Consider the following 19,062-nt stretch of genomic DNA (forward strand, 5'->3'; position numbering starts at 1 on the left):
CGGCCGTTAAAAACTAGAATTCCAGTTTTTTCTTTCGAAGTTCAAAATTTTGCCCCAGGTACACTTTACGAACCATTTCATCTTCCGCCAGGTCTTCCGGGATACCCGATTTTAAGATGCCTCCTTCGAACATTAGATAAGATCGTTCGGTAATGGCAAGGGTTTCCTGAACATTGTGATCGGTGATCAATATCCCAATATTCTTATCTTTTAACTGTGCGACAATGCGTTGTATGTCTTCCACGGCTACCGGATCTACGCCGGCAAAAGGTTCATCCAATAAAATAAATTTGGGATCTGTGGCTAAGGCACGGGCTATCTCCGTTCTTCGTCTTTCTCCCCCTGAAAGGAGGTCGCCCCTGCTCTTTCTGATATGCCCAAGGCCAAATTCCTCTATGAGCTGCTCCATTTTCATTAGTTGCTCTTTTTTACTCAGCTTGGTAAGTTGGAGTACACTGAGAATGTTCTTCTCAATGCTTAGCTTGCGAAAAACGGAGGCTTCCTGGGCCAAGTATCCTATTCCGTTTTGTGCTCGCTTATACATGGGAAATTTCGTGATCTCCGTATCGTCTAGAAAAATCTTTCCACCATTAGGTTTTATGAGGCCAACAATCATATAAAAACAGGTGGTTTTTCCGGCACCGTTTGGACCTAGTAGTCCTACGATTTCACCCTGATTGACCTCCAGGGAAATGCCCTTTACTACTTTGCGGCCGCGGTAGGCCTTCATAATATTTTCTGCTCTGAGCTTCATAGAAAGATATGGGTTAAAACTACAGTATTCTATATGGAGGAAAAAGGAATTACAATTTTTTTAACCTTCCTGGTTTTCCAGTAATTCCCAAAATTCATAGGCCCTTCGCAAATGCGGTACCACAATAGTCCCTCCCACAAGGGTTGCGATGCCAAGGGTTTCCATTACTTCTTCCTTACTGGCACCTACTTTATGGGCGCTTTCCAAATGGTATTTTACGCAATCGTCACACCGCAAGACAGCAGAGGCTACCAGGCCTAGTAATTCTTTGGTCTTAACATCTAAGGCGCCAGCAGCATAGGCATTGGTATCCAGGTTAAAAATGCGCTTTATAAGTTTATTATCGGCACCCAGTAATTTTTCATTCATTCTGGAGCGATATGCATTAAATTCTTCAAGTTGATTTGGCATGTTTTTTTGCTCTTTTAGCTTCTTTTTTCAGGACATATCCGGAAATATAAATACTCAATTGATATAGGATCAAAACAGGAACCGCCACAATGATCTGGCTAGCTACGTCAGGAGGAGTGATTACGGCAGATATAATTAGCACGATGACCAACGCAATCTTCCTGTATTTTTTTAAGATCTCTGGAGTAACCAGACCCACCTTGGTAAGGAAGTATATTATTATTGGTAATTCAAAGATAAGCCCACAGGCAATGACAGCAGCCCTTACTGTGGAAATATAAGAGCCGAGATCAATATCGTTAAAGACCTCTTTGCTAACAGTGTAGCTCCCAAGGAAGTTTATGGATAAGGGTGCTACCACATAGTACCCGAAGAGAACCCCCATAAAGAATAGAAGGGAAGCGACAAAAATAAATCCTCTGGACGTATTGCGTTCCTTTTCGTATAAGCCCGGACTAATAAAACGCCACATTTCGTACAAGATATAGGGAAAGGAGATGATAAATCCGGCCCAAATAGAGGTCCAGATATGTGCCGAAAACTGCCCGGCCATTACCCTGCTCTGTACCCGGAATAGGGGTTCCGAACTGCAAAAGGCCTCGCTGAACCCTAACATTTTAGACAGCTTGCAGAAGAGTGCATAGGTAGGGAAATCGGGTTTTTTGGGTCCGAAAATGACGGTGTCAAAGATAAAATCTTTCATTAAAAAAGCCACCATTCCCACAATTACTACTGCCAGGGTTGAACGTATTAAATGCCATCTCAGCTCTTCCAAATGATCCAGGAAAGACATCTCGTTGGGGTCCTTGGTTCTTTGTGCCATTAAAGTATACCTTCGTTAATTAAGTTGTGTAAGTGTACCACGCCAAGGTAAGTATCATCTTTTTTCACCAGCAACTGAGAGATACCGTTGTTTTGCATTTCCTTCAACGCATTGACAGCCAGGACCTCAGGAGCAATTGTTTTTGGAGATATGGTCATGATATCTCTGGCCGTTAACCCATTGATATTTTCATATTTGTTTAGCATCCTTCGAATATCTCCATCCGTGACGATCCCGATGAGTTTACCATCTTCCAAAACAGCGGTAACGCCAAGCATCTTTTCAGAGATCTCCACAATCACATTTTTTATAGCCGAATTTGCCTCAACCTGTGGTGTCATGTTCTTGGCTGCAATATCAGATACCCGCAGATATAATTTTTTACCCAATGTACCCCCGGGATGAAATTTTGCAAAATCCTTAGAGCTGAATCCTCTAAGCTCCAAAAGACAAATGGCCAACGCATCACCCATTACAAGTTGGGCGGTAGTACTGGTGGTGGGTGCGAGGTTATTAGGGCAGGCCTCTTTTTCAACAAAGGTATTTAATACAAAATCTGATTGCTCAGCCAAATAGGATTCTGTATTTCCTGTCATGGCAATTAATTTATTGCTGCCAATTTTGATCAGGGGGACCAATAATTTGATCTCCGGAGTATTGCCACTCTTGGAGATGCAGATCACTATGTCTTTCTGTTGTATGGTCCCAAGGTCTCCATGGATGGCATCTGCCGCATGCATAAAAATAGCTGGTGTCCCTGTTGAATTTAATGTGGCCACTATTTTGGAAGCAATTAAAGCGCTTTTTCCTATTCCCGTAATAACAACTCTGCCTTCCCCTTCATAAATACATGCTACGGCATCTGCAAATTGCTGATCCAGAAGTGAAACTAAATGATGGATAGCGTCTCCGTCTGTACGTATGGTTTTTTTTGCCAGTTCCAATATGCCCTTGCTATTGCTCAAAGTAGCTCTGTGAATTTGTGAAAATGAATGCAGATTTTGTCTTAAATTGTAATCGCTTTCTAAAAGAATGTATTATATTTAAGAAAACAAAATTACGCAAACTTATTTTATAGGATGCGCTTATAATTCAAGAAAAATACTACTACAACCCAAAAGAACATCTAGTTATCAATAGCTTATTACGGTGAAAGGGATTCATTATGATGAGGAGATAAAATAAATAATTAGGGAATGGTATTGAATGATACGGAACTTCAGACTTCGCTCAAAAAATATTTTGGATTTTCTACGTTTAAGGGCCTTCAGGAGCAGGTAATTAAAAATGTTGCCGAAGGGCGCAACACTTTTGTGATCATGCCCACAGGTGGCGGCAAATCTCTTTGTTACCAACTTCCTGCACTTATGAAGGAAGGCACGGCCATAGTGGTTTCTCCTTTGATCGCTTTAATGAAGAATCAGGTAGACGCCCTCAGGGGTATTTCCTCCCAACACGGTGTTGCACATGTGCTGAATTCTTCACTAAACAAGACGGAGGTAAAACAAGTGAAACAGGATATTTCTGACGGGATCACCAAATTGTTATACGTAGCCCCGGAATCTCTCACAAAGGAAGACTACATCCAATTCTTACAATCGGTTCCACTCTCTTTTGTTGCTATTGATGAAGCCCACTGTATCTCTGAATGGGGTCACGATTTCAGACCTGAGTACAGAAATTTAAGATCAATCATCAACAGACTGGGGGATGATATACCTATCATAGGCTTAACGGCTACCGCAACTCCAAAAGTGCAGGAAGATATTATTAAGAATCTAGGTATCCCGGATGCCAAATTATTTAAGGCTTCCTTTAACAGGCCTAACCTTTACTATGAAGTGAGGCCAAAGACCAAGAACGTAGATGCGGATATCATTCGATTTGTAAAAAAGAATTCTGGAAAATCAGGGATCATTTATTGCCTTAGCCGTAAAAAGGTTGAAGAGCTTGCACAGGTGCTGCAGGTCAATGGGGTAAGTGCCGTGCCCTATCATGCTGGTTTTGATGGGAAGACAAGATCCAGGTATCAGGATATGTTCCTTATGGAGGATGTAGATGTGGTGGTGGCTACCATTGCCTTTGGCATGGGTATTGACAAACCAGATGTTCGCTATGTGATTCATCACGATATCCCCAAGAGTATTGAAAGTTATTATCAGGAAACAGGCAGAGCCGGAAGGGATGGGGGAGAAGGTCACTGTCTTGCTTTCTATTCGTACAAGGACGTAGAAAAACTCGAAAAATTTATGTCGGGAAAACCTGTAGCAGAACAGGAGATAGGCAATGCTTTGTTGCAGGAGATCGTAGCTTATGCGGAGACCTCAATTTCACGGAGAAAATTTATACTGCATTATTTTGGGGAAGAATTCGATGAGGTAGATGGCGAAGGAGCTGGGATGGACGACAATGCCAGAAATCCCAAGGAAAAAGAAGAGGCCATGCAAAACGTGGTTAAGTTGATTAAGGTAGTGCAGGGAACGAATGAGAAATTTAAGTCCAAAGAAATTGTAAAAACCTTGACAGGTTCTACGAATGCCCTCATAGCCTCTCACAAGACCGATGAGAAGGACTTCTTCGGATCGGGCTCAGACAGACCAAAGGAGTATTGGATGGCGCTGATACGCCAGGTGCTGGTAGCTGGTCTACTCAAAAAAGAAATTGAACAATATGGGATACTTCATGTAACAGCAGCTGGAAAAGCATTTTTAAAAGAGCCAGCTTCCTTTATGATGACCAAGGACCACATATACAACCAGGAGATGGACGACGCCATCGTTTCAGCAGCCAAAAATTCCGGAGGCGTTGCTGACGAGCGACTCTTAAAACTGTTGAAAGACCTGCGAAAATTAGAAGCCAAAAAACTGGATGTGCCACCCTTTGTAGTTTTTCAGGATCCTTCCCTGGATGATATGGCACTTAAATACCCGGTAAGTATGGAAGAGATGATCACCATTCATGGGGTAGGCGAAGGAAAGGCAAAGAAATATGGAGCCCCTTTTCTGGAATTGATCAATTCATATGTAGAGGAAAATGAGATCATACGGCCAGATGATCTGGTCGTTAAAAGTACTGGTGCAAATTCAGGATTAAAATTGTACATCATACAAAATGTTGATCGAAAATTACCCCTGGATGATATTGCAGCGGCCAAAGGATTAGAGATCAGCGAATTGGTAAAAGAAATGGAACAGATCGTCTTTAGTGGTACCAAACTGAACATTGGGTATTGGATAGACGAGATCCTGGATGAAGACCAGCAGGATGAAATTCACGAATACTTTCTGGATGCAGAATCTGATGATATAGAGGAGGCCTTAAAAGAATTTGACGGGGATTATGAGGACGAGGAACTTAGATTATATCGCCTCAAGTTTATGAGCGAGGTGGCCAATTAATCTGGTAATAAAAATAAAAAAACCCCGATATTTCGGGGTTTTTATTTTTTAGAAATCATTGAATTCACCTGCAGTTATAAATGCAATAATGGCCCCAAAGTACAAGATAAAAAATAGCAAGTAACACAGCGCAAGGGCCAGGCCAACATAGGAGAGTACCCTGCCAGTTTTAACGTTCTCATAGCCAGAATACATTCCAGGATTATCAAGGTACAAACGTTCTGCTTTCCCGGCACTATTAAGACCAATTATGGTAAAGATGATCCCAAAAGGGCCGCAACATAACAAGGTTAGGACAACTGATAATATGCCCATGGTAAGGGCATTACTGGCCCCGGGGAGTGATTGTTGGTTCATTGGTTTATATATTAAGATTTATTCTTCTACTCCGAATTGCTCCATGATCTCCTGCGTCTTCTCCATATAAGCGTCCCAGCCGCCCATGGACTGTATGGCGTAGATGGTATAACATAAATACAAAATCCCCAGCACCAATCCTATGATGGTAAGGATCTTAGCTGTTTTTAACTGACTGTGATTAGAATACAGCTCCGGATTTTCCATAAACGTCTTTTCGTCCTTTTTCACCAGAAAAAGTCCAATACCAGACATGATGACCGCCGGTATTCCAGACATACAACAGCAAACATATGATAGAATTGCCAGGACAATAGCTATAGTAACGTTGGGTAATTTTTGTTGTTCCATAAGGGTTTAATTGGTTAAATGATTTTTAAAAAGTAATTAATAAGAATTGAAAGAACACTTATGATCATCAGACTAATGATGATTTTATTGACGTATTTAATTTTTATTAGCTGATCCAAAAACAAAAACCCAAAAAGGGCCAAAATTGGATAAATAGCCGGATACATTTTGAAAGCGGCAAAAAATTCTCCCTGAAATAACAAATAGACCGCTCGCTGAATACCACAACCCGGACACTCTATACCAAGCACCTGCTTGCTTAAACAAGGCAACATATAGTCTTTTACAGAGAAAAAAAATAATGCCAGTTTCACCAATAGTTTATTACAGTTCTTAAACCGAAAAATACTATTAATTTTAGGGAATGAAAATAAATTCTACTTTTTATTTTTCTGCTTACATCCATTTCAAAAACAATTCTAATACATCAAATGAAAAAAATTGAGATAGGGGATAAAGTACAGGTCCTGGACGATACAATGACCGGCACTGTCACAAGGGTGCATGGAGATATAGTTACTATGCGATCCTCAGATGGTTTCGAACTAGAGTTTGACAGATCGGAATTGCTGGTTGAGACAGGACCAACTTCGATCAAGGTTAGTAATTTTGAAGTAGCAGAAGCTAAGAACCAAAAAGATACCCCACCCAAGAAAAGACCCGCGAAAGTAAAGGCCAAGGACCGTACGATGCCAAAAATGGAAGTAGATCTGCATATCCATCAGTTGGTGCCAAGTAACCGGGGGATGAGCAATTTTGATATGTTGAATATACAACTGGAGACCGCCAAAAGACAATTAGAATTTGCGATCAAAAAACGCATCCAAAAAGTTGTTTTTATTCATGGAGTAGGGGAAGGCGTTTTAAAGGAGGAATTGTATTACCTGTTCCGTAAGTATCCAAATATCACCCACTACGATGCAGATTATCAGAAATATGGTCTTGGAGCTACCGAGATCTACATTTATCAAAATCCCTGAAGAGTTACTTATTGCGAGGTGGTAATCGTACCAAAGTCATTGATAGTTACATTGGTCACCCGTTCACCTTGTTCATTGATCAGGCTAATATTGCGAAGTTGAATGGTATGATCAAATTGGGTAGAATCTGATGCGTTCTGTATGGTGCTTATCAATACTTCTCCGACTGTAGCTTCAATTTCTTCTAGTACACCGGGGCTTGTTAAGGGTATGGCGTCGCAAAAGTAGTTTGTATTCACTGTTCCGTCAAACAAGCGGTAAATCAGGGAACTCTGAGTGGGTATAGCGCTAATAATAGTATCCTGGGATGCTACATTTTGGAGGAGTCCGCTTTGTAATTCAAGGATGAGTGCCTCTTCTCCGTTAATTTTAAAAAATACCGTACTGGAGGTGGTGATCGTAGACTCGCAGGTTTGAATGGAAACACTGTCGAAATCTATTGACGCTATTTGTAGATCCCCATCATTACAGGCAAATAAAATTACGGATAGCAGCAGTAAAAAGGTTCGTTTCATACGTCAAAGTTACAGTAAAATAGAAGTAAAAACCTATACCTTTATCTTCCTTTTTGAAAGATTTTACGTTTATTTCCTTTATTTTTGAATACATCTCACACTGAATAAATGGACATGTCACAGGTTTATTTCGATAATGCAGCAACCACCAGGGTACGGGAAGAAGTAATAGAGAAAATGCAGCATGCCCTTAGCAATTGTTATGGCAATCCTTCCTCAACCCATGGTTTTGGAAGATCTGCCAAGACGGCTATAGAAACTGCCAGAAAGACCATTGCAAAATATTTAAATGCCCATCCTTCGGAGATCATCTTTACCTCAGGCGGTACAGAGGCAGATAATATGATCTTGCGCTGCGCCGTAAGAGATCTTGGAGTTCGCACCATCATTACCACCAAAATTGAACATCATGCCGTTCTGCATACTGTTGAGGAACTGGCAAAAGATGAGCAGGTAGAAGTGCTGTATGTACAACTTAACGCACAGGGTAATCCTGATTTGGGTCACCTTAGGCACTTACTCGCAGGGCAAGTGGGGAAGACTTTGGTGAGCCTAATGCATGTGAATAACGAAATAGGCAATCTCATTGATATGCAGGCCGTCAGTTCTTTGTGTAAAGAATTTGATGCATTGTTTCATTCGGATACCGTGCAATCTATTGGGCATTATTCCTGGGATGTTCAGAAAACGCCGATCGATTTTATGACCGCCGCTGCTCATAAATTTCATGGCCCAAAAGGGGTTGGTTTTGCTTTTTTGAGAAAGAACTGTGGTCTAAAACCGATGATCGTAGGAGGTTCTCAAGAAAGGGGATACAGAGCTGGTACCGAACCATTTCACAATATTGTGGGTCTGGAGGAAGCCTTTGTTCTTGCCTATGAGAATTTAGAGCAGGAAAAAAAGTATGTTTCCTCCTTAAAGGACCATTTTATTAAAACGGTTAGAAAGGCATTTCCCGAGGCACAATTCAATGGTCTTTCCGGGGATATGGATAAGAGTACCTATACGCTGGTAAATGTGCGTTTACCAATTTCTCAGGAAAAGGCCCTTATGTTATTGTTCCATTTGGATATAAAGGGTGTGGCGTGTTCAAAAGGCAGTGCCTGTCAGTCTGGAAGCGATGCGGGGTCTCATGTGCTCTCGGAGATCCTTACAGCAGAAGAACAAAAGAATCCGTCGCTTCGATTTTCTTTTTCCATTTATAATACAAATGAAGAAATAGACTATGCAGTGGCGGTGTTGAAGGAATTCTGCAAGGACGAAAAATCATCGGCTATCACTTAGCGCTCCTTGTCGTACGGAAATTTTCTTGTCGCTTTCTTCATCATGGATTCTATGAGATCTGTAGTATTCCTCCCAGATTTTTTATTGATCTCCTTTTCGTATTTCCACAATAATTTACCTGTTGCCCCGTCGCTAACCTTAATTCCAATCCGGCCGTAGTTGGCATCTCCAAGAATATAATCCATAAAACTAAAATTGGAAGGCACCCCTTCTGAAAGTAATATATTCAGATCCATATTGCCACTTACAATCCCATCTACTTCCAGTATCTCACTTAATTGCTTAATGGTATAAGTATCGATGTTTTTGTAGGTGATGTTCATTTGTGCCAGGATCGCATTGGTATTGTCGGTGTTTTGAAAATCTACGGAGAATTTCTTACGCTTTTTGCCTCTGCCAAAATAAGTTTCCAGCGCATCCTGAACCGCATAGCCTTCCCGCTCTTCCAGTTTACCCAGATCGGACTCATTCACTTCTTCTTTTAGTTCAAGATTTGTAAAAAAAGGTAAGATGGCCAATACCTTATGGTCCTCACTGAGGGTCTTAAACTTTTCACTTTCGTAGATATTCTTTTGCGCCTGTAATGAGAACAAAGGCAAAAAAATAAGGATGTAAAAAAATCGTTTCATTTATATAGCTTTACTAAAATCGAACACGTAATTTTATATTGAGAATACGTGAGGTCATAAAATTGGGAACCGCAAATTCGTTTTTGCTGTCCACGTCTCGCACCCAGGTGTTCGTGATGGCATTTTGATTATTAAATAGATTGAAAATCTCAAAGCCCAGTTGCAATTCTTTACAATAATGTAACCAATGGCTTTCAGGAAAAGAATGATTTTCGTCTACAAAAATATGAGAAATTCCCAAATCGGCCCGTTTATAATCTCTTAATCTGTTCTGAAATATATAGGGATCAGCATAACTGGGTGAGCCACCTGGTACTCCGGTACTATATACCAGATTGAGATACATTTTTAAATTGGGGATGGTTGGAACATAGTCCTGGAATAAAATAGCTGCTTTTAAGCGTTGGTCCGTTGGCCTGGAAATATAGCCTCTGTTTTCAGAATTTTCCTTGGTGGTAACATATCCCAAACTGATCCAGGACTCGGTGCCGGGTACAAAAGCCCCGTATAATCTGAGATCAAGACCATATGCATAAGCTGTTGCGTTATTGTTCGCCGCATAGCGAATACGTACGTCCTCCAGGGTATACGTGTTTACATCCCAAAGAGTTTTGTAATACATTTCACTATCTAAATTGAACGGCCTGTTCCATAGCTTAAAACTGTATTCATTTCCCAAAAGAAGATGAAATGCCTTTTGAGCCTCAACTTCGGGGCGAATCACACCTTCGGAATCTCTCAATTCCCTGTAAAATGGGGGTTGTTGGTAAATTCCGGAACTAAAGCGGAACACCATATCTTTTTCCCATGCCGGTTTAAGTGCAAATTGCACCCTTGGACTAATGATAAATTGAGAATTTTCAGAAAAACCATCCCCTTTCAAATTCCAGTACTGCGCCCTTATTCCAAGGTTGTATGTAAATGTGTTTGTTCCAATGGCGGTTCGCTTTCCTAACTGAACAAAGGCCGCCAGGCGTTGGGTCTGAGTAGCATTTGTAGCATTGACACTGCGGTATGCCTCCAAGGGCGCAGCAAATGGCTCTTCTGGTTGATTATTTATAAATTCTTCCAATGGCGGGCGAACAAAAAACCCTGCTGAATCAATAAATTCGGATTCTCGAATCCGGTCGCGCACATCCTCATAGGTATAACGCATTCCCCATGTTACAACAGAGGAATTTGCTCTATATTCCCCTTTGTGAGACAGGGTGTGAATAAGTGCATCCAGGTCATTTCGAGAACGATTGTATTGGCCCCCAATACCACGGGAAGAGGTTATTTCTCCCAACTCATTGCTTCCTAAATTGGTTTCAATTTCTCCCAGTTCGTATTGTGCGATCACATCCGAGTACTCTTCCTCAATGGTGTGGTAAAGCGATGAAATAAAATTAAGACGCAGCTGGTCATTCACGATATAATCTGCTTTTAACGCACCCAAAGCTGTTGCATAGGTATTCTTTTCCTGACCCAGATAAAAGATCTGCAGGGCCTGAGGGTTGGCTATGGTGCCAAAGTTGGTTTGTCTGGATTGAGGTTGATTCCGATACTCATTAACGCCTAGATTTCCTAAAAAATGCAACTGTACCTTTGGGGAGGCCCTGTAGCTAAGATATGTCTGCAGATCAACAAAAATTGGATTAAAGTTCGTCTGGGTTTGTTGGCTATTGACCAAGAGACTATTATTTCTATAGCGCACGCCACTTACGCTGCTAAAGTTTTTTTCCTTGGACATGGTTTCCATACTAATGCTGGCACCTAATAAACTGGCTTCCCCCTGCAGGGCAAAACGGGTGGGAGTTTTATAAGTAATATCCAATACAGAAGAGAGTTTGTCACCGTACTTGGCCTGAAATCCACCAGCCGAAAAAGATATCTTTTCTACGAGATCACTGTTAACAAAACTAAATCCTTCCTGTTGCCCGGCGCGTATAAGAAAAGGTCTGTAGACCTCAATTTCATTTACATAGACAAGGTTTTCATCGTAATTCCCGCCACGAACGCCATATTGGGTACTAAGCTCGTTGTTTGAAAAAACACCGGGAAGCAGTTTTAATACATTCTCAATTCCGGCATTTGCCCCCGGGATCTTTGCTGCCAACTCAGGGGAAAGCGTGGTGATGCCTGAAACAGACCTCTCTCCGGTTGCTGTCACTTCAACACTGTCTATTTGGATGATACTTGTTTTCATAACCGGGTTGAAGGCAAATACCTGGTTGGTATTTAAAACAAGTCCTCTTAGCTCCACCCGTTCATGACCTAGATGAGAAAAGACAAGGGTAATCTCGGTCTCTGCCTGCACCTCCAGGAGATAAAAACCAGTTTTATCGGAGATCGTTCCTTTGCGATCTGTGGCAATGGTAACATTAGACAGCGGCCTGTTCTCTTCATCCAGGATGATCCCAGTTATGGTGGCAGATTGTGCTAACAAGGGGTGTGCAGCACAAAGGAACAATATAAATAGTAAGATCCCGTAACGATTCAATAGGCTAATTTCTATAAAAACTACTTGTAAAGGTAGTAGAATTCCCCACATTATCGGTGACCACTACCTGCAGTTCATACTGCTTTTTATCAAGCACTTTATCGTCAAAATTAAAGGTAAGTGTTCGTGTCTTTGGTTCGTACTCCATCAGTATCCATTCACCGTTTAAAGTGGCTTCATAGGTCCCAATACCACTGAGATCATCAGCAATCAATAGACTGAGATACTTGTAGTTGGAGAGCCATTGTTTGGATTTAAAATTTTTGGGCCTAACCAGCGGAGGTGTGGTATCCTGAGCAATGGTGTAAGTTCCCAGGTCCCTGGTACGGGCGGTGAACGTCTTATCCCTTTTGTACGTTTTTATATAATCTGGCTTGTTTTTTTCATCGAGACGGGCAATAAAAGCTGTTTTTAGGTAGTCCTCCGGCATTTGTGTGATATCGAAGGTGAGGGTGAAATTCTTTTGAGCAGGAACGCTGTTGTTGTGTACAGTGATGGTATCCCCTCTGTGCTGAAGGTTTATATAAAAGTCATCGTAAAAAGTATTGGCCGGAAAATACACCTTTGCCTTGCCCAACTCAAAATTATTTGGCTTTGTTGCAATTATATAATGTTCTGTTTTAAGTGATTCTTTCTTGTTGAGTAGTGTTTGTTGTGCACCTTTAACCGGGATTATAAGCTTGGTAACATTTCCCTCCAGATCACTCATTTCAATTTCAACCTGATAAGAAGCGCCCTCGTCAACCCTTATTTTTCCTTCATTTTTCAAGTCGCGGTAAATACTTAGGTCATTACCGGCTGTTAAAAAGCACCGTTGAATTCTTCTTCTGTATTTGGCAAAGTACTCATAGTCTATAAGCGTATTTATGAGTCGGGTTTCTCCAAAGGAAAATTTTTCAAAATCCAAAGCAGCGTAAACTGTACCATTTACAGTTTGCTTTAAAGCGTACAGGCCATTTTGATTTGCTGCCAGATCTTGTCGGTCATAAGCGGTAATACCAAAACCAATAGTGCCTAGTGCTTCTACTGTTTCTGCCAGATACGTGCCATCCGCTTGTCTGCTAAAGGGAATTTCAATTCTGTCATTACTTTGATTAACTATTGCATTTGTAGACAGCGGATAGGCATAAAGGGCCTGCAATGATGGGTTGGTGGCATCTCGCACCTCAAGGCCGTAGAGGAGAGGGTTGGTGGGTTTTTCGGAAATACTACTTCTGATTTCAAAATGTAGATGGGGTCCTGATGAGCCTCCAGTATTGCCGGTGTAGGCAATCAATGAATCTTTGAATACTTTGAGGTCTCCGTATTCCGGGAAGACCTCAATCTCATAAGATCGTTTTTGATATTGAGTTTTTTTAACAAAGGCTTCTATTTCCGGACTAAACTTTTGTAAATGGGCATATACAGAGGTATATCCATTAGGGTGAGCTATGTATAATGCTTTTCCATACCCCCAGTGAGATATTTTAATCCTGGTGACTGTTCCATCTCCAATAGCAAACACAGGCAATCCTTGTCGTTGTTGTGTCTTGATATCTATTCCCGAATGGAAATGATTAGAACGCAGTTCTCCAAAGGTTCCTGCGAGGATCAGAGGGATATCCAAGGGCGACCTAAAAGCGTCTTGAGGATACTGTTCCTGTGCAGGGGATATAAGCAGCTGCAACAAACAAATAAGTAGAACCAGTTTTTTCATAGACAATAATTGGCGCGAAATTAATTAATAGCAGCTTAACATTGAAATAAATATACAGCAGTAAAAGAATCTTGGGGCGATTAAACATAGAGGAGTTGTGCTGTTGGCAAGCTATTGGCCAATTATGCAATTGGATAAGAAGGAATAAATGAAAAAACTATTGCTAAGTCGTTCTAGGTGTCTTAACTTTGTTTAGAAGCATTGATAGTTGCCTATGAGCGAATTGGTTGAAATAGTTGATTCACTTGAGAATAAGATAAGCAAGTTATTACACAAGTTAGAATTGCTCAATCAGGCTAAAGGAAAACTGGAAGATGAATTGGAACGGCTTAAAGCAGACCAAGAAATCACAAAGAATTCCGTGTTGGAATGGGAGGAGAAATACGAATCCCTGAAACTGGCAAATACGATGCTGGGCAGTGAAACAAATAAAACAGAAGCCAAGCTCAAAATAAATACATTGATCAGAGAGATAGATCATTGCATCACACAACTCGCTGAATAATGGACTCATAATATGGCCGAGAAGCTAAAAATAAAGCTATCTATTGCAGACAGGGTTTATCCCTTAACCATAGATCCAAGTCAGGAAGAAGGCTTGAGAAAAGCAGCTAAAAATATTGAGCAACTCGCCAAGAAATTTGAGCAAAATTATGCCGTTAGAGACAAACAAGATGTTTTGGCCATGTGTGCCTTACAGTTTGCCTCAAAGATTGAACAACGCGGTATAGATACAATGGAGGATACTAAAGACGTTGTGGAGCGTTTGACCGCTCTGGACGAACTGGTAAATGCCAAGCTTAGCTTAAAATAAGTTCTTTAACATACATCAAAGTTACTGCCCACATTGGTACCTAATTTTTGACAAACTCAACATTAATTTGTTTAAAAAGGGTGAGTTTAGATTGTAAAAGCAGGCCTTCTTGAAAGGATCCTTGATCAGTCTGTTAGCCCTAAACCTGTTCATAGGAGTTTGTACAAAACTTCCATCAATGTGGGCTTTTTTTATGCCCCCGAATTCCTATTGGCATAGGGGTCCAATAAAATCAACAAAGGAAGATTCTTAAAGGAATAGCACAGAAGAACTCTTCCCAGCAAGTGCACATTTGGGCCATGCCCATTTAAACTAAACATACTCATGGATACTACAACAATACTAATCGCAGGAGCCATAGGATTACTTATTGGCTTTGTAATTGCCAAATTTCTCGAAAAGGGAAAGGCTTCTAAAACCTTGGCAAACGCAAAAAAAGAAGCAGCAATGCTTCTTAAAAATGCAGAAAATGAAGGAGAAAATGTAAAGAAAGATAAGATATTCCAGGCCAAAGAAAAGTTTCTCGAATTAAAAGCGGAACATGAAAAGGTCATTATTAACAAGGATAAGAAGATCTCAGAATCGGAAAAGCGCGCCAGGGATAAGGAGTCTCTGGTAAGTAGCGAACTGGCGAAGAACAAGAAGCTTAACGATCAGGTGGAGGGCAAGATCAAGGATCTGGATCACAAGGTGGAATTGTACGAAAAGAAGCATTCCGAGCTCGAAAAATTACATAAAAGTCAGGTGCAGCAACTAGAAGTTATTTCCGGCCTGTCTGCAGAAGAAGCCACCAATCAACTCCTTGAATCCCTCAAAGAGACCGCCAAAACGGAAGCCATGGCCTTTATGCAGACCACCTTGGAGGAGGCAAAACTTACTGCACAGCAAGAGGCTAAAAAAATCGTGATCAATACTATTCAGCGCATAGGTACCGAAGAAGCAGTTGAAAATTGTGTTTCTGTCTTTAACCTGGAATCTGATGATGTGAAAGGAAGGATCATAGGTCGCGAAGGAAGAAACATCAGGGCAATTGAAGCAGCAACGGGTGTAGAGATTATTGTAGACGATACACCGGAAGCTATCATTCTTTCATGTTTTGATTCGGTGCGCAGGGAAGTTGCCAGGCTGTCGCTTCACAAACTGGTTACGGATGGCAGAATTCATCCGGCGCGTATAGAAGAAGTGGTGCGTAAAACCGAAAAACAGATAGAACAAGAGATCGTTGAAATTGGAAAAAGGACCGTTATAGATCTCGGAATTCACGGATTGCATCCGGAATTGATCAAAGCAGTAGGAAGAATGAAATATCGTTCCTCTTACGGACAAAATTTACTGCAGCATTCCAGAGAGGTCGCAAAACTCTGCGGAGTAATGGCGGCAGAATTAGGGCTGAATCCTAAATTAGCCAAAAGAGCCGGACTCCTGCACGATATAGGTAAGGTACCCAATACAGAAACCGAAGTAGAAACCCCACATGCTATCCTTGGGATGCAGTGGGCAGAAAAGTTTGGTGAAAAACCTGATGTGTGTAATGCCATTGGGGCTCACCATGATGAGATAGAGATGAAAACCCTCATTGCGCCTATTATTCAGGTCTGCGATGCTATTAGTGGTGCCAGACCGGGGGCCAGAAGACAGGTACTCGATTCGTATATACAGCGACTCAAAGATCTGGAGGATATTGCCTTTGGATTTGGTGGGGTACAAAAGGCCTATGCCATTCAGGCAGGGAGAGAGCTCAGGGTTATTGTTGAGAGCGAGAAAGTGAGTGATGAGAAAGCAGCACAATTGTCTTTTGAGATCTCACAAAAGATCCAGACGGATATGACCTATCCGGGGCAGGTAAAAGTAACTGTGATCAGGGAAACCCGCTCTGTAAACGTTGCTAAATAAAAGGAGGGATAACTTTCCTGGCCAGACTATCCGGGAGTTGAACACTACTCTTAATCCATCAGAAAGGTAAACGCAACCGACGCTATGCTTGCACTCAGACCCGAATTTCGTTTGTAATGATCGAATTTCAGATCGATCTGTTTCAGACCTATTTTCCAGAGCCTTAGGTTGGTAAAAATATCGGTATAGGTAATTCCCATTCCAAATTGGTTGGCATTGTATTCAGACAGATCGTAGTCTGAGGTATAAAATTCATCTGTCGAAAGATTGCTTTCAAAGGCAGCAAAATAATCGGCAGCGGTTTGGGTATAATACCGGTAAGAGGGGTACAGCGTAAAGGAATTTGAGATCTTCACCGGAATTTCCAAATTGGCAGTATGGGAAGTAATGCCCCAATCATCTGTGTAGTATCTGTAATAACTACGAACAACTACCATCTCATTCAGGTAGTAATTGAGTCGGCCCCCTACAGCCACTTTTAATCTTGAATCGGGTAGTCTTTCCACATCATCGGCCAATTGAAATTTCTGAATAAAGGAATCGGCCACATCACCGAAATAAACGCGTTGAAAAGGAGTAGACAGCAGACCTTGCTGCGAAACCAAATCCGCCAGGAGAATACCTTGTAACTTGGGGCTGAGGATCTGGGCAAAGTTGACTCCCAGGGAATACGAATTTCTGTTCTCATTTTCAAAAGCTGAAAAAGAGGGATCGTAATTTGTATTTCCGCTTATTGGATTTACGGTAAAGAAGGGATCGTTGATCCCACCACCCCCTGAGTTGAAGGGACGCAGTTCTGAGGGGTAAATAGCGTTCCATTTATCGAGGTAAATATTGGCGTTGACCCCTAATTCGGTGTTTTTTTCATTAAAAAGTCGGGTAAAGCCACCACCAAAACCCAGTGAAAAATAATCGTATTCTATGGAAACGGCCAGTTTTGTATTCCAGCTCGTATTGCGGTCGTCCGAACTATGGCTATACCCAAAGGTTACATTGCTCCAAACATCGTTACTGGAAGCTCCGGAAGAAGCCTGGAAGGCATTTGCAGGAGCAGCACCATCAAAGGGGTTCACATTGCTCGAACTTGCTGAGGTATAGGCAGAAATGCCCGCATCTACGGTGAGAATATCATCGTCATTCAATGGAATGGAAACTACAATAGTCCCGGTAGCATCTGTAAGTTCCTCTGTTCCTATACCCCCGGTTACGGCTGCATTGCTGCCATCCTGGGTGTAATAGCTACTTAGGAAGGAAACTTCGGCTACCTCCAGCACCCTTTTTTTATAGGTTTCCTGTGCTTCCGAAGCCTGAAAACAAAAGAGTAAAAGGATCCCAAAAAGTGTAAATGGTATTGTTTTTAGCGTCATTCCTTTTTGATTAATTGCAACCACATCCTCCGCCTGTTTTACCTCCATTGGCACCTGCGGCTGCCTCTCTGTAGGAATGAAAGGTGGTGAGGTTACGATCGCATTTTCTGTCGGCCAGCACCATGTCCGGGTCATTGAGGTATACTTTATCGTATTCCTTTACCACCACACAAGAGGAAAAACAGCATAATACGGCCACGCCAATAATTAGTCTTTGCATCATATCTTTTGAATTTGTATGTTCCGGGAGGTCGTAATTTCTCCTTTATCATCTATGATGACACATTCTATTTGTGGGAGTTGGTTAATCCTGTCTAATCCCACTTCAACTCCCATTACAAAAATAGCAGTGGCAAGGGCATCGGCCAATTCTGCGCTAGGCGCAAAAACCGTAGCACTAATGATCCCTGTGGAGGGATACCCGCTTCTTGGGTCGATGATATGGCTATACCGTATGCCATTAAAGCGTACGAATTTCTCGTAATTCCCGGAGGTCACCACCGCACCTTCTTTAATAGGAAGTAGGGCAAAGACCTTATTTTTGTTCAAAGGATTTGTGATGGCTACCTGCCATTCTTCCCCTGAGGGTTGATGGCCCCAGGTATTCATATCCCCCGAAGCATTTATGATCCCTGCGGTAACTCCTTGTTGTATCAAGAGTGCTTTTGCTTTGTCTGCCGCATATCCTTTGCCAATTCCCCCAAAACCAATTTTCATTCCTTTTTTGGCCAGATAAACCGTAAAATCTGTTTTGTTTAACAGGATATTTTTATAACCTACTTTTTCCACGGAGCTTGTAATTGCTTCCTCAGAGGGCATCTGCTTCATACTACCGTCAAAAACCCATATCTTATCCATGGAAGCATAACTAATATCGAAGGCACCATCAGTTATGGCAGAGATCTCGAGCGACCTGTTTATAAGGTCGAAAAGTTCCGAAGAGACTTTTACCGCTTGTATCCCGGCATTTCTATTGATCTCGGAGGTCTCGGATTCTGTATCCCAGGATGAGATTAATTTTTCTATTCTCCGTATTTCATTGACAGCCATATCAATATAGCCGGAACCCTTGGTTTCGCTTTCCGCCACCACGGTAATATCGAATTTTGTACCCATTAGTTTCAAGGTACGGGTAAATGATTCCTGGGCGATAACGTTTAGCATAACACCCAAAGTACATAGAAGAAAGAAGGTTCTGTTCATCCTATAATCAGGATTTAAAGGATTCGAGAAGTTTGATATAGGTTGCAGGATCTGTTTTTTGATAACTTGTGGTACCTAAAACTTGCCCGTCCTTATCCAGAACCA

Annotated in this window: 20 protein-coding genes and 1 other RNA gene; 7 read left to right on the plus strand and 14 right to left on the minus strand. The window is 41.6% G+C overall.

Annotation, left to right across the window (positions count from 1 at the left end; all coding sequences use genetic code 11):
- Positions 1-13 precede the first annotated feature (13 nt).
- The 4 genes from lptB to WBM49_RS01265 are packed head-to-tail and all read right to left on the minus strand — an operon-like array spanning position 14 to position 2,953.
- Positions 14-754: an LPS export ABC transporter ATP-binding protein gene (gene lptB / locus WBM49_RS01250; RefSeq protein ID WP_424370243.1), complete on the minus strand. Its 741-nt coding sequence runs from the start codon at positions 752-754 to the stop codon at positions 14-16.
- Positions 755-814: 60 nt separating this feature from the next.
- Complete coding sequence (locus tag WBM49_RS01255; RefSeq protein ID WP_424370244.1) at positions 815-1,165, minus strand: carboxymuconolactone decarboxylase family protein; 351 nt, start codon at positions 1,163-1,165, stop codon at positions 815-817.
- Positions 1,149-1,988 (minus strand): twin-arginine translocase subunit TatC, encoded by an 840-nt coding sequence (tatC, locus tag WBM49_RS01260; RefSeq protein WP_424370245.1) that lies wholly within the window; start codon positions 1,986-1,988, stop codon positions 1,149-1,151. The genes WBM49_RS01255 and tatC overlap by 17 nt, the downstream gene beginning before the upstream one ends.
- Complete coding sequence (locus WBM49_RS01265; RefSeq protein WP_424370246.1) at positions 1,988-2,953, minus strand: KpsF/GutQ family sugar-phosphate isomerase; 966 nt, start codon at positions 2,951-2,953, stop codon at positions 1,988-1,990. Before WBM49_RS01265 ends, tatC begins: the two co-directional genes overlap by 1 nt.
- Positions 2,954-3,184: 231 nt before the next feature.
- Here WBM49_RS01265 and recQ point away from each other — a divergent pair, with 231 nt between their 5' ends.
- Positions 3,185-5,386 (plus strand): DNA helicase RecQ, encoded by a 2,202-nt coding sequence (gene recQ / locus WBM49_RS01270; protein ID WP_424370247.1) that lies wholly within the window; start codon positions 3,185-3,187, stop codon positions 5,384-5,386.
- Between the two features lie 48 nt (positions 5,387-5,434).
- Here the strand turns inward: recQ and WBM49_RS01275 are convergent, their stop codons facing one another.
- Genes WBM49_RS01275 through WBM49_RS01285 form a run of 3 tightly spaced genes read right to left on the minus strand, consistent with a single transcriptional unit; the run spans position 5,435 to position 6,369 of the window.
- Positions 5,435-5,743, minus strand: coding sequence for a CCC motif membrane protein (locus WBM49_RS01275; RefSeq protein ID WP_424370248.1), 309 nt, complete (start codon positions 5,741-5,743; stop codon positions 5,435-5,437).
- Positions 5,744-5,761: 18 nt separating this feature from the next.
- Positions 5,762-6,094: a CCC motif membrane protein gene (locus WBM49_RS01280; protein ID WP_424370249.1), complete on the minus strand. Its 333-nt coding sequence runs from the start codon at positions 6,092-6,094 to the stop codon at positions 5,762-5,764.
- 14 nt (positions 6,095-6,108) lie between these two features.
- Entirely contained in the window at positions 6,109-6,369 is a 261-nt protein-coding gene (locus tag WBM49_RS01285; protein WP_424370262.1) for a DUF2752 domain-containing protein, read from the minus strand.
- Between the two features lie 156 nt (positions 6,370-6,525).
- On the opposite strand from WBM49_RS01285, the gene WBM49_RS01290 reads away from it, so the two are divergent.
- The gene (locus WBM49_RS01290; protein ID WP_424370250.1) at positions 6,526-7,074 is read left to right on the plus strand and encodes a Smr/MutS family protein; all 549 of its coding nucleotides are present in this window, start codon (positions 6,526-6,528) and stop codon (positions 7,072-7,074) included.
- 8 nt (positions 7,075-7,082) lie between these two features.
- On the opposite strand, the gene WBM49_RS01295 is transcribed toward WBM49_RS01290, so the two are convergent.
- The gene (locus WBM49_RS01295) at positions 7,083-7,589 is read right to left on the minus strand and encodes a hypothetical protein (protein WP_424370251.1); all 507 of its coding nucleotides are present in this window, start codon (positions 7,587-7,589) and stop codon (positions 7,083-7,085) included.
- A 114-nt stretch (positions 7,590-7,703) separates the two neighbouring features.
- On the opposite strand from WBM49_RS01295, the gene WBM49_RS01300 reads away from it, so the two are divergent.
- Positions 7,704-8,873, plus strand: coding sequence for a cysteine desulfurase family protein (locus tag WBM49_RS01300; protein ID WP_424370252.1), 1,170 nt, complete (start codon positions 7,704-7,706; stop codon positions 8,871-8,873).
- Here WBM49_RS01300 and WBM49_RS01305 read toward each other — a convergent pair.
- Genes WBM49_RS01305 through WBM49_RS01315 form a run of 3 tightly spaced genes read right to left on the minus strand, consistent with a single transcriptional unit; the run spans position 8,870 to position 13,680 of the window.
- Positions 8,870-9,502, minus strand: coding sequence for a hypothetical protein (locus WBM49_RS01305; RefSeq protein WP_424370253.1), 633 nt, complete (start codon positions 9,500-9,502; stop codon positions 8,870-8,872). The two genes, WBM49_RS01300 and WBM49_RS01305, sit on opposite strands and share 4 nt — an antisense overlap.
- Before the next feature lie 13 nt (positions 9,503-9,515).
- Positions 9,516-11,984, minus strand: a complete 2,469-nt coding sequence (locus WBM49_RS01310; protein ID WP_424370254.1) for a TonB-dependent receptor — start codon at positions 11,982-11,984, stop codon at positions 9,516-9,518.
- Positions 11,985-11,988: 4 nt separating this feature from the next.
- Positions 11,989-13,680 carry a M23 family metallopeptidase gene (locus WBM49_RS01315; RefSeq protein ID WP_424370255.1) on the minus strand — a complete coding sequence of 564 codons (1,692 nt, stop codon included), beginning with the start codon at positions 13,678-13,680 and terminating at the stop codon, positions 11,989-11,991.
- Between the two features lie 214 nt (positions 13,681-13,894).
- On the opposite strand from WBM49_RS01315, the gene WBM49_RS01320 reads away from it, so the two are divergent.
- The 4 genes from WBM49_RS01320 to rny all read left to right on the plus strand — a co-directional run bounded on the left by WBM49_RS01320 (position 13,895) and on the right by rny (position 16,387).
- The gene (locus tag WBM49_RS01320) at positions 13,895-14,185 is read left to right on the plus strand and encodes a hypothetical protein (RefSeq protein ID WP_424370256.1); all 291 of its coding nucleotides are present in this window, start codon (positions 13,895-13,897) and stop codon (positions 14,183-14,185) included.
- 12 nt (positions 14,186-14,197) lie between these two features.
- Positions 14,198-14,494 carry a cell division protein ZapA gene (locus WBM49_RS01325; RefSeq protein WP_424370257.1) on the plus strand — a complete coding sequence of 99 codons (297 nt, stop codon included), beginning with the start codon at positions 14,198-14,200 and terminating at the stop codon, positions 14,492-14,494.
- A 54-nt stretch (positions 14,495-14,548) separates the two neighbouring features.
- Positions 14,549-14,655, plus strand: a non-coding RNA gene (ssrS, locus tag WBM49_RS01330) — 6S RNA.
- A 163-nt stretch (positions 14,656-14,818) separates the two neighbouring features.
- Complete coding sequence (rny, locus tag WBM49_RS01335) at positions 14,819-16,387, plus strand: ribonuclease Y (RefSeq protein ID WP_424370258.1); 1,569 nt, start codon at positions 14,819-14,821, stop codon at positions 16,385-16,387.
- Positions 16,388-16,437: 50 nt separating this feature from the next.
- On the opposite strand, the gene WBM49_RS01340 is transcribed toward rny, so the two are convergent.
- Genes WBM49_RS01340 through WBM49_RS01350 form a run of 3 tightly spaced genes read right to left on the minus strand, consistent with a single transcriptional unit; the run spans position 16,438 to position 18,918 of the window.
- Positions 16,438-17,754 carry a DUF3570 domain-containing protein gene (locus WBM49_RS01340; protein WP_424370259.1) on the minus strand — a complete coding sequence of 439 codons (1,317 nt, stop codon included), beginning with the start codon at positions 17,752-17,754 and terminating at the stop codon, positions 16,438-16,440.
- Positions 17,755-17,764: 10 nt separating this feature from the next.
- Complete coding sequence (locus tag WBM49_RS01345) at positions 17,765-17,974, minus strand: DUF4266 domain-containing protein (protein ID WP_424370263.1); 210 nt, start codon at positions 17,972-17,974, stop codon at positions 17,765-17,767.
- Positions 17,974-18,918 carry an FAD:protein FMN transferase gene (locus WBM49_RS01350; protein ID WP_424370260.1) on the minus strand — a complete coding sequence of 315 codons (945 nt, stop codon included), beginning with the start codon at positions 18,916-18,918 and terminating at the stop codon, positions 17,974-17,976. Before WBM49_RS01350 ends, WBM49_RS01345 begins: the two co-directional genes overlap by 1 nt.
- Positions 18,919-19,062: the final 144 nt, after the last annotated feature.

The sequence above is a fragment of the Muriicola sp. genome, from assembly GCF_049669965.1.
In the GTDB taxonomy this organism is placed as follows: Bacteria; Bacteroidota; Bacteroidia; order Flavobacteriales; family Flavobacteriaceae; genus Muriicola.